The sequence below is a fragment of the Micromonospora chokoriensis genome (assembly GCF_000718555.1).
GTDB classification, from domain to species: domain Bacteria; phylum Actinomycetota; class Actinomycetes; order Mycobacteriales; family Micromonosporaceae; genus Micromonospora; species Micromonospora chokoriensis_B.
Genome location: NZ_JOAN01000014.1, coordinates 62,267 through 72,979, shown reverse-complemented (window position 1 = coordinate 72,979; position 10,713 = coordinate 62,267). Strand labels below are relative to the sequence as shown.

7 protein-coding genes are annotated in these 10,713 nt (G+C 74.1%); all 7 read right to left on the bottom strand.

Annotated elements, in window-relative coordinates; genetic code table 11:
* Nucleotide 1 precedes the first annotated feature (1 nt).
* Genes IF46_RS0119250 through cobN form a run of 7 tightly spaced genes read right to left on the bottom strand, consistent with a single transcriptional unit; the run spans nucleotide 2 to nucleotide 10,549 of the window.
* Nucleotides 2-1,153 carry a cobalt-precorrin-5B (C(1))-methyltransferase gene (locus IF46_RS0119250; RefSeq protein WP_030489730.1) on the bottom strand — a complete coding sequence of 384 codons (1,152 nt, stop codon included), beginning with the start codon at nucleotides 1,151-1,153 and terminating at the stop codon, nucleotides 2-4.
* Nucleotides 1,150-1,995, bottom strand: a complete 846-nt coding sequence (gene cobM / locus IF46_RS0119245) for a precorrin-4 C(11)-methyltransferase (RefSeq protein ID WP_030489729.1) — start codon at nucleotides 1,993-1,995, stop codon at nucleotides 1,150-1,152. Before cobM ends, IF46_RS0119250 begins: the two co-directional genes overlap by 4 nt.
* Entirely contained in the window at nucleotides 1,992-2,771 is a 780-nt protein-coding gene (gene cobI / locus IF46_RS0119240; RefSeq protein WP_030489728.1) for a precorrin-2 C(20)-methyltransferase, read from the bottom strand. Before cobI ends, cobM begins: the two co-directional genes overlap by 4 nt.
* Nucleotides 2,768-4,123 (bottom strand): cobyrinate a,c-diamide synthase, encoded by a 1,356-nt coding sequence (locus IF46_RS0119235; protein WP_030489727.1) that lies wholly within the window; start codon nucleotides 4,121-4,123, stop codon nucleotides 2,768-2,770. The genes cobI and IF46_RS0119235 overlap by 4 nt, the downstream gene beginning before the upstream one ends.
* Nucleotides 4,117-4,728 carry a cob(I)yrinic acid a,c-diamide adenosyltransferase gene (cobO, locus tag IF46_RS0119230; protein ID WP_030489726.1) on the bottom strand — a complete coding sequence of 204 codons (612 nt, stop codon included), beginning with the start codon at nucleotides 4,726-4,728 and terminating at the stop codon, nucleotides 4,117-4,119. Before cobO ends, IF46_RS0119235 begins: the two co-directional genes overlap by 7 nt.
* Nucleotides 4,728-6,884: a putative cobaltochelatase gene (locus IF46_RS0119225; RefSeq protein WP_198041470.1), complete on the bottom strand. Its 2,157-nt coding sequence runs from the start codon at nucleotides 6,882-6,884 to the stop codon at nucleotides 4,728-4,730. Before IF46_RS0119225 ends, cobO begins: the two co-directional genes overlap by 1 nt.
* Nucleotides 6,881-10,549, bottom strand: coding sequence for a cobaltochelatase subunit CobN (gene cobN, locus IF46_RS0119220; protein ID WP_030489724.1), 3,669 nt, complete (start codon nucleotides 10,547-10,549; stop codon nucleotides 6,881-6,883). Before cobN ends, IF46_RS0119225 begins: the two co-directional genes overlap by 4 nt.
* Nucleotides 10,550-10,713 lie beyond the last annotated feature (164 nt).

The window sequence follows — 10,713 nt, the reverse complement described above, 5'->3', positions numbered from 1 at the left end:
GTCATCGGGGCCACCGGCCAGACGAGGCGACGACCTGCGCTCCGGCGAAGTCGACCATCGCCACGTCCACGGTGACCGTCGGCCCGGCGAAGCGCCGCAGCACCTGGCGGACCCGCTGGCAGAGCAGATCGCCGGCCGGGGCGAGCAGCCCGGCGGCCTCCCACAGCTCGTACGCGTGTCGTCCGGTGTTCGCCTCTGTCACGGCGGCGACGAGCGACGGGTCACCGCCGGCCTCGGCGGTCACCGCGCCGAGCAGGGAGAGGTCCACCGTGGAGCGGGTGTAGTGGGTCATCAGGATGCCCGCCGCGAGTTTGGCGAGCTTGCCGGCCATGCCGACGAAGACCACCCCGGTCATCGCGTCCCCCACGGCGGCGGTCACGGCGGCCCCGGTGAAGTCGCCGACCTCGACGAAGCAGACCTCGGGCAGGTCGGGCAGGAGCGCGCGGGCGGCCCGCTCGGTACGCCCGCCGGTGCAGAGCACGACGGTCCGCTCACCCTGGGCGGCCATCACGTGCACGGCCTGCACGACGCTGGCCCGCCACGATGCGGTGGAGAAGGGACGGACGATCCCGGTGGTGCCGAGAATCGAGATGCCGCCGAGGATGCCGAGCCGGCGGTTGGTGGTCTTGCGGGCCATGATCTCGCCCCGGGGCACGCTGATCACCACGCGGACACCGACCTCGCTGAGGTCGACCACCTCGGCCACCGCCTCGCCGATCATGCGACGGGGGGTGTCGTTGATCGCCGGGCCGCCGACCGCGAGCCCGAGTCCGGGCTTGGTGACCGTGCCGACGCCGGCACCGCCGGTGAGTCGCAGGCCGGGGACGTCGATCCAGTCCACGGTGGCGGTCAGCTCGGCGCCGTGGGTGACGTCCGGGTCGTCTCCGGCGTCCTTGACCACCACCGCCTCGGCGCGCACCGGCGGGGTGCCGGTCACCGCGCAACGCTCCACCGGGAAACGGACCCGCTGCCCCGCCGGCAGACCGATCTCCACGTCCGGCTGAATCTCCCCGGTGACAAGTGCGGTGATCGCGGCCTTGGCGGCCGCCGTCGCGCAGGCGCCGGTGGTCCAGCCGGTACGCAGGGCGGTGGGCCGCACCTTGGCGGTGCGCGGCAGGTCCGGCTCGCGCAGCGGCGGCTCGGCGTACGTCATGGGGTGTGCCCCGGTGTGGCTGTCCCCCCGGTGCGGGCGCTGGCCTGGCGGCGCAGCTCGGCGCGGGCGGCCGGCTCCGCCCGGCGGAAGGTGTGGAAGTGCCCGGGGTGGTACAGGTGCGAGCGGGTTCCTTGGGCGGCGAGGGCCGGCCCGACGAGGAAGAGGGTGTGCTTCCACAGCTTGTGCTGCTTGACCGTCGCCTCCAGGGTGCCCACCGTGCAGCGCACCACCAGCTCATCGGGCCAGGTCGCCTGGTACGCCACCACGGCCGGGGTGTCCTGCGGGTAGCCGCCGGCCAGCAGCTCGGCCTGCACCTGCCCGGAGCGGGCGGCGGAGAGGAACAGCGCCATGGTGGTGCCGTGCCGGGCGAAGTCGCGGACCCGCTCGCCGGGCGGCATCGGGGTCTTGCCGCCTTCGAGGCGGGTGAGGATCACCGACTGGGCGACCTCCGGCACGGTCAGCTCCCGCCCGACGATCGCCGCGACGGCGGTGAACGAGGACACCCCGGGCACGATCTCGACCGCCAGGTCGAGCGCCCGGCAGACGTCGAGCTGCTCCTGCACCGCACCCCAGAGCGCCGGGTCGCCGGAGTGGATCCGGGCCACGGTCAGCCGCTGCTCGGCGGCCCGCTGGTAGAGCGGCAGCACGCCCTCGATGGGCAGCTGCGACGAGTCGACGATCTCCGCGTCGGGGCGGGCGTGGTCGAGCACGTCGGCGTGCACCAGGCTGGCCGCCCAGATCACGATGTCCGCCTCGGCGATGACCCGGGCGGCCCGCAGGGTCAGCAGGTCCGCCGCTCCTGGGCCGGCGCCGACGAACCACACCTTGCCGTCGCTTGTCACAGCTTTCCTCCTCGGTGCTCGCGGCGGGCCGGGACCAGCAGCGTCGACAGGTAGGGCAGGTCGTGCTCGGTGGCGTCGACCGGCCCGACGCGTTCGCCCGGGAGCCCCAGGCTGCGTCCGAGCACCGCGTCGGCGAGGCGGCCCTGTCGGCGTAGCTCGGCGAGCAGTTCCGGGTGCCGCCGCCAACCCTTGTAGGCGACCACGGTGCCCGGCCCGGCGAGCGCGTCGGCGAAGAGCGCCAGGCCCGCGGTGGCCGGCAGCAGGGTGAGCGGCTCGCGTCCCTCGCAGAGCGGGGTGCCGCTGCGTGCCGCCAGGTCCTGCATGGCGGTGACGCCGGGCACGGTCGCCACCCGCACCGCCGGACGCAGGGCCCGGACGCTCTGCGCCAGATAGCCGAAGGTGGAGTAGACGTTGGGGTCGCCGATGGTGGCGAAGGCCAGGGACCGTGCCCCCGCGTCGATCACCTCGACGACCACCCGGGCCGCGTCGTCCCAGGCTGCCGTCCGACGGGCGGTCACCCCACCCCGGTCGTCCAGCGCGAACGGCAGCCGGCGCAGCCGGTCCGCCGGCACGTGGGAGCGCACGGTCGCCTCGGCCCGCCCGGCGTCCGCACCCGGCGGCGTCGGATCGGCGGTCCCGGTGGTCGCTACCCGGTCCGCCATCACGGGTACGAAGACCAGGTCGGCCTCGTGCAGGACGCGCACCGCCTTGATGGTCAGCAGTTCCGGGTCACCGGGGCCCACACCCACCCCGGTCAGCGTGGCGTCGGCGCTCATCGGCACGCCTCGACCAGCCGGCGGGCCGCAGCGGGGTGCCCCGCCCAGTGGGTGTGCAGGTAGGAGGCGTGCACGCGGCCGGTGACGAAGCCGTGCGCCGCATCGTTCCAGCGCCAGGCCGGCCGGTCGCCGTGCCCCGGGTCGGTGCTGGTGCGGTGGAACTCGTGGCCGCGTACCGGCTCGTTGGCGCGGCTCACCGGGGAGTCGGTGACGGCCACCGCCTCGCGGTAGCCGAGGGTGAGCCGGCCGGTCATCCGGGCGGTCAGGTCGAGCCGTCCGCACATCGGTACGCCGTCCAGGGACCGCCCGAGATAGAGCAGCCCGGCGCACTCGGCCACGATCGGCCCGTCGAAGTCGGCCAGCTCGGCGCGGAGCGTGGCGTTGCCGGCCAACGCCGGGGCGTACGCCTCGGGGAAGCCGCCGCCGATCACCACCGCCCGGGTGCCGGTGGGCAGCGCCGGGTCGCGCAGCGGGTCGACGGTGACGACGTCCGCGCCGGCCGCGGTGAGCAGCTCGGTGGTCTCCGCGTACGAGAAGGTGAAGGCCGGACCACCGGCCAGCGCGACCAGTGGTCGCTCGACGCCGGCCAGCCCGCCGACGGCGGTGACCGGGTCCCACGCCGGGGTGGTCAGCGGCGCGGCGGTGCGGGCCAGGGCGAGCACGGCGTCGAGGTCCACGGTGGCCTCGACCAGCTCGGCGAGCGCGGCGACGATGGCGAGGGATTCGGGTGCCCGCTCAGCGACCGGCACCAACCCGAGATGCCGGGCCGGCGCAGCCACCTCGGCGGCGCGGGTGACCGCCCCGAGCACCGGTACGCCCACCTCGGCGAGGGCATCGCGCAGCAGCGTCTCGTGCCGGGGCGACCCGACCCGGTTGAGGATCACGCCGCCGATGCGCACCGCCGGGTCGAACGCGGCCATGCCCAGCGTCAGCGCGGCGGCCGAGCGGCCCTGCGCGGTGGTGTCCAGCACCAGCAGCACGGGTGCCTCGATCAGCCGGGCGACGTGCGCGGTGGAGGCGTAGTCGCGGCGGCCCACCGCGCCGTCGTGCAGCCCCATGACGCCCTCCACCACGGCGATGTCGGCCGGCGTGGGGACGCTCGCGCCGTGTCGCAGCAGGGGTGCGATTCGCTCGGGGCCGACCAGGAACGGGTCGAGGTTGCGCCCTTCTCGCCCGGCGGCGAGGGCGTGGTAGCCGGGGTCGATGTAGTCGGGGCCGACCTTGTGCGGGCTGACCGTCAGGCCCCGTCGGCGCAGCGCGGCGAGCAGCCCGGTGGCCACTGTCGTCTTGCCGTGGCCGCTGGCCGGCGCGGCGACCACGACCCGGGGCAGCGCCCAAGGGGTGCTTACCACTCGATGCCCTTCTGACCCTTCTGGCCGGCGTCCATCGGGTGCTTGACCTTGGTCAGCTCAGCGACCAGGTCGGCGGCGGCGACCAGGCGCGGGTCGGCGTCCCGACCGGTGATCACGACGTGTTGGAAGCCGGGCCGGTCGGCCAGGGTGGCGACCACCTCGTCGACGTCTACCCAGCCCCACTTCATCGGGTAGGTGAACTCGTCCAGCACGTACAGCCCGTAACGCTGCGCGGCCAGGTCGCGCTGGATCTGCCGCCAGCCCTCCAGGGCATCGGCGGCGTGGTCGGCCTCGCCGCCGCGCTGGATCCAGGACCAGCCCTCGCCCATCTTGTGCCAGGCCACCGGCGCACCCTGGCCGGTGCGCTCGTGCACCTCGCCGAGCGCCCGGAAGGCGTTCTCCTCCCCCACCCGCCACTTGGCGCTCTTGACGAACTGGAACACCCCGACCGGCAGACCGGCCGTCCAGGCCCGCAACGCCAACCCGAAGGCGGCGGTGGACTTCCCTTTCATCTGTCCGGTGTGGACGATCAGCAATGGCCGGTGCCGCCGCTGCCGGGTAGTCAACCCGTCGAGAGGCACCGAACTCGGCTGTCCCTGCGGCATCAGCGATCTCCCCTGGCTGGCGTGATGGTGGTGCCGGTCGAGATCTTGGAAGGAATCCGCCCTTCCAGGGGCCATTTCCTTCCAAGATCTCCTCGGTGGGGGGCGTGGGTTAGGTCGTTTAGGTGGTGGCGGGGGGCTTGCAGCTGGGTTGCCAGGCGATTGGCCAGATTTAGGCGGACCGGGCCGGACTCGCAGTCGACGACCACGCAGGGGGCGCCGGTTGCCGCCAGGACCGCTGCCGCTGCTGCCGCGCGGTCGAGCGGACGCTGACCCGCGGTGGCTCTGCCGTCGGTGACGATGAGGACCAGCGGGCGGCGCTTCGGGTCGCGCAGGCGCTCCACCCGCAGCAGGTCGGCGGCGGCGAGCAACCCTTCCGCCAGCGGCGTACGCCCGCCGGTGGGCAACTCGGCCAGCCTGGTCGAGGCGGCCAGCACCGACGAGGTCGCCGGCAGCAGGGTCCGGGCACCGGCACCCCGGAACGCGATCACCGCTACCTTGTCCCGCCGCTGGTACGCGTCGGTGAGCAGGGCGAGCACCGCGTCCTTCACGGTGGTCATCCGCTGCCGGGCGCCCATCGAGCCGCTCGCGTCCACCACGAACAGCACCAGGTTGCCCTCGCGACCTTCGCGAACCGCCTCGCGGACATCGTCGTGGCGCAGTCGAAGCGGGCCGGTGAGCCGGCCCCGGGCCGCCTGGTGTGGCGCGGCGGCGCGGATCGTGGCCGGCAGGTGCAGCGCGTCGACCCGGCCCGCCGGCACCCGGGCGCCGGTGGTGCGGCCCCGCCCGGTGCGGGCCCGCGACCGTCGCCCCGGCACTCCGTCACCCACGCCGGGAGCGGTGAGCACCCGCGCCCTCAACCCACCCCGGGGTACCGCCACCGGCTGGGACTCCCCGCCGCCCCTGGTCGGGTCCTCAGCACCGGCCGCCGCCTCCCGACCACCGCGGGTGGGCACATCCTGGCCGTCGCCACCCTGGTCGACGCCGTCGCCGTCGTGCGGGCCGCCCCCGTCAGCCGGGCCGCCCCCGTCAGCTGGGCCGCCCCCGTCAGCTGGGCCGCCACCGCCCTGCGGGCCGCCACCGGTCGGGCCACGGTCGTCCGGGCTACCGTCGTCGGGGCCGTTGTCGTCCGGGTCGTCGGGGTGGGCGTCCTGGGCACGCTGCAACGCCTCGTCGAGGCGCTTCTCGTCCAGCCCCGGGGTGTCGAACGGATCGCGGCGACGGCGGTGTGGCAGGGCCAGTCGGGCGGCCACCCGGACGTCGTCGATGGTGACCCGATCCCGGCCGTGCCAGGCGGCGTGGGCGAGGGCGGTGCGGGCGGTGACGATGTCGGCGCGCATCCCGTCCACGTCGAACGCCGCGCATACCTCGGCGATCTGCCGCAGCGCGGCGTCCGGAAGTCGTACCCCGGGAAGCCGGCGGCGGGCGGCGGCCACCTGGCCGGCGATCTCCGCGTCGGCGTCGGCCCAGCGGGCCGCGAAGCCGGCCGGGTCGGCGTCGGCGGCGAGCCGGCGACGGACCACCTCGACCCGGATCTCCGGATCGCGGCTGGCACCCACCTCCACGGTGAGCCCGAACCGGTCGAGCAACTGCGGGCGCAGCTCCCCCTCCTCCGGGTTCATCGTGCCGACCAGCAGGAACCGGGCCGCGTGGCTGACCGAGACGCCCTCCCGCTCGACGTGGCTGCGGCCCATCGCCGCCGCGTCGAGCAGCAGGTCGACGAGGTGGTCGTGCAGCAGGTTGACCTCGTCGACGTAGAGCACGCCCCGGTGCGCGGCGGCGAGCAGGCCCGGCTCGAAGGCGCGTACCCCCTCGCCGAGCGCCTTCTCCAGGTCAAGTGAGCCGACCACCCGGTCCTCGGCCGCGCCGACCGGCAGCTCGACGAGGCGGGCCGGTCGGGTCTCGGCGGCGGCGTCGGCCGGATGCGGGCCGTCCGGGCAGGCGGTGTCGGGGTCGGCCGGGTCACAGCCGAACCGGCAGCCCGCGACCCGGTGGACCGGGGGCAGCAACGCGGCGAGAGCCCGTACGGCGGTGGATTTGGCGGTCCCCTTCTCACCGCGCACCAGGACCCCGCCGATCGCCGGGGAGACCGCGTTGAGCAGCAACGCCAACCGCATGTCGGCCATCCCAAGCACCGCACTGAAGGGATAGATCGTCATGCCCGGTCCTCCAGATCGCCCTCACTGGCCAGGTACGTGTCGCGCAGCCGGTCCAGGGTGGCCGGCTCGGGTTTGGCCCACAGCCCTCGGTCGGCGGCCTCCAACAGCCGCTCGGTGATGCCGCGCAGCGCCCACGGGTTGGACCGCTGAAGGAACTCCCGGGTGGTGTCGTCGAAGACGTACGCGGCGGCCAGGTGCTCGTACATCCAGTCGTCGACCACACCGGCGGTGGCGTCGTAGCCGAACAGGTAGTCCACTGTGGCCGCCAGCTCGAACGCGCCCTTGTAGCCGTGCCGGCGCATCGCGGCGATCCACTTCGGGTTGACCACCCGGGCCCGGAACACCCGCCGGGTCTCCTCGCCCAGCGTGCGGGTCCGCACGTCGTGCGGCGTCGCCGAGTCACCCACGTACGCCTGCGGTGACGTGCCGGTGAGATGACGGACCATCGCCACCATTCCGCCGTGGTACTGGAAGTAGTCGTCGGAGTCGACGATGTCGTGCTCGCGGGTGTCCTGGTTCTTCACCGCCACCGCGATCCGGGCGAAGGAGCGCTCCATGTCGGCGCGCGCCTCCCGCCCCTCCAGCCCCCGGCCATACGCGTAGCCGCCCCACACCGCGTACACCTCGGCGAGGTCGGCGTCACTGCGCCAGGTCCGGGCGTCGATCAGGGGCAGCAGGCCCGCGCCGTACGCGCCGGGCTTGGAACCGAAGATCCGGGCGGTGGCCCGCCGCTCGTCACCGTGCTCGGCGAGGTCGGCGGCCACATGCGCGCGCAGGTAGTTCTCCTCGTCCGGCTCGTCGAGGGCGGCGACCCGCCGGACGGCGTCGTCGAGCAACGCCACCACGTGCGGGAACGCGTCGCGGAAGAAGCCGGAGATGCGCACGGTGACGTCGACGCGGGGTCGACCCAGCTCGGCGGTCGGCACCACCTCGATGCCGGTGACCCGCCGGGACCGCTCGTCCCAGACCGGTCGGCAGCCCAGCAGCGCGAGCACCTCGGCGATGTCGTCACCCTGGGTCCGCATCGCGCTGGTGCCCCACACGGTCAAACCCACCGACCGGGGGTACGCCCCGGTGTCGGCGAGATGCCGGGCCAGCAGCGAGTCGGCGAGGGCCACCCCGACGTCCCAGGCGTTGCGGCTGGGGATGGCCTTCGGGTCGACGGAGTAGAAGTTACGGCCGGTGGGCAGCACGTTGACCAGCCCCCGGGTGGGTGAGCCGGACGGGCCGGGCGGCACGAACCTCCCGTCGAGCGCCCCGAGGGTGTGGGTCAGCTCGTCGGTGGTGCGATCCAGTCGGGGCACCAGCTCGGTGGCGGCGAAGTGCAGCACCGCGGCGACGTCCGGGATCGACTGGCCGGTCACCTCCGTGACCACCGCGTCGACCGCGTCGACGGCCCAGTCCAGCGTCTCCATGCCGATAACCAGCCGCCGGGCGAGGGCCTCGATCAGGTCGATGGCGTCGGCGGCGGTGCCGGCCGGCCCGTCTACCGCGTCGGTCAACGCGGTGGGTAGCGCCAGTCGCTGGCCCGGTGTCGCGAGCAACTCCTGCTCGTCGAGGCCGTACGCGGCGGCGAGGGCCTGCCGCAGGCCGGGCAGGGCGTGGGCGCCGCCCCAGATCTGTGCAGCGCGCAGCACCGCGAGGACCAGGTTGACCCGGGGTTCGCCGGTGGGCGCGTCGGCGAGGATGTGCAGGCCGTCGCGGATCTGCACGTCCTTGACCTCGCACAGGTAGCCGTCGAGGTGCAGCACGAAGTCGTCGAAGTCGTCCGCGTCGGGCATCGTCTCGGCGTGCAGGTCGTGGTGCAGCTCGGCGGCGCGCACCAGGTCCCAGATCTGCGCCCGCACGGTGGGCACCTTGGCCGGGTCGAGCGCCTGCACGGTGGCGTACTCGTCGAGCAGTTGCTCCAGCTTGGCCAGGTCGCCGTAGGTCTCGGCGCGGGCCATCGGCGGCACCAGGTGGTCGATGACCACGGCGTGCGCCCGCCGCTTGGCCTGGGTGCCCTCGCCAGGGTCGTTGACGATGAACGGGTAGACCAACGGCAGGTCGCCGAGGACCGCGTCGGGCGCGCAGTCGGCGGCCAGGCCGAGACCCTTGCCGGGCAACCATTCCAGGGTGCCGTGCTTGCCCAGGTGCACCACGGCGTCCGCGCCGAAGCCGCCGTCGGAGACCGGCGCGACCAACCAGCGGTACGCGGCGAGGTAGTGGTGGCTGGGTGGCAGGTCCGGGTCGTGGTAGATGGCGATCGGGTTCTCCCCGAAGCCGCGCGGCGGCTGGATCAGCAGCACCACGTTGCCGAAGCGCAGCCCGGCCAGCACGATGTCGCCGCCGTCGGTGTACAGCTCGCCGGGCGGCTCACCCCAGTGTTCCCGCATCCGCTCACGCAGGTCGGCCGGGACCTGATCGAACCAGCGTTGGTATGTCTGCCCCGGTATCCGGGCCTCGGCGGCGGCCAACTGCTCCGGGGTGAGCCACTCCACGTCGTGCCCACCGGCGGCGATCAGCGCGTGGATCAGCGCGTCGCCGTCGTCGGGCAGTGGCGCGTCACCCAGGTCGTAGCCGGCGTCGGCGAGCGCGGCGAACAGCCGGACCGCCGAGACCGGGGTGTCCAACCCGACGGCGTTGCCGACCCGGGAATGCTTGGTGGGGTAGGAGCTGAGCACCACGGCGACCCGCTTGTCGGCGTTCGGCACGTACCGCAGCCGGGCGTGGCGCACCGCGATCCCGGCGACCCGGGCGGCCCGCTCGGCGTCGGCGGCGTAGATCGAGAGGCCGTCGGCGTCGATCTGCTTGAACGAGAACGGCACGGTGACGATCCGGCCGTCGAACTCGGGGATGGCCACCTGCATCGCCGCGTCCAATGGGGAAAGCCCGGCGTCGCTGTCGGCCCACTGCGCCCGGGTGCTGGTGAGGCAGAGCGCCTGGATGATCGGCACGTCCAGGGCGGCCAGGGCGCCGACGTCCCAGGCGTCCTCGTCGCCGCCACCGGAGGCGTCCGCGGCGACCGCACCGCCTGCTGCGAGCACCGTGACCAGCAGCGCGTCACAGCGAGCGAAGAGCCCGAGAGGGCCGGCGCCCGCGGTCAGCCCGCGCAGCGAGCCACAGAAGATCGGCAGCGGGTTGCCACCGGCTTTGTGGACCGCGTCCGCGAGCACGTCGACGAAACCGGTGTTGCCGGCGAGGGCGTGCGCCCGGTAGAAGACGATCCCCACGGTCGGGCGGTCCGGGTCGGTCGGGTGGTCGCCGTGCACGCCGTACGCCGGGGTGGGTGCGGGCGGGGCGAACCCCTCGCCGGTGAGCAGCACCGTGTCGGAGAGGAACCGGGACAACTGCCCCAGGTTCTCCGGACCACCCTCGACCAGGTACGCCAGCGCCTGGGTGACGACTCCGGACGGCACGGTGGAGATGGCCATCAGCTCCGCGTCGGGTAGCGCCTCGCCGCCGAGCACGACCGTCGGCACGCCGGTGGCGAGCACCGCGGCGAGGCCGTCCGGCCACGCCTGCCGACCCCCGAGCAGGCGTACGACGACGAGGGCGACCCCGTCGAGCAGGGCGGGCACCTCCTCGGCGGTGACTCGTGCGGGGTTGGCCAATCGATAGTCGGCGCCGCTGGCGCGGGCGGCCAGCAGATCGGTGTCGGCGGTGGAGAGCAGCAGGATGCGCACGGCAGGCTCCGGAGAGTGACGCCCCCGCCCCCACACGGGGGCGTCCGGGACGATGCGGGTGGGTACGCCGGTACGACGGCCCGCTCAGCGGTACCGGAAGCCAGCGACCTGCAGCGCGATGTGACGATGATCGTCGATGAATGAGACGCCGTGCGTCATCGGGT

Excerpts from the sequence above, each read along its gene's own strand:
- IF46_RS0119250 (WP_030489730.1), bottom strand. The coding sequence starts at position 1,153 with ATGACGTACGCCGAGCCGCCGCTGCGCGAGCCGGACCTGCCGCGCACC.
- cobI (WP_030489728.1), bottom strand. The coding sequence starts at position 2,771 with ATGAGCGCCGACGCCACGCTGACCGGGGTGGGTGTGGGCCCCGGTGAC.
- cobO (WP_030489726.1), bottom strand. The coding sequence starts at position 4,728 with ATGCCGCAGGGACAGCCGAGTTCGGTGCCTCTCGACGGGTTGACTACC.
- IF46_RS0119225 (WP_198041470.1), bottom strand. The coding sequence starts at position 6,884 with ATGACGATCTATCCCTTCAGTGCGGTGCTTGGGATGGCCGACATGCGG.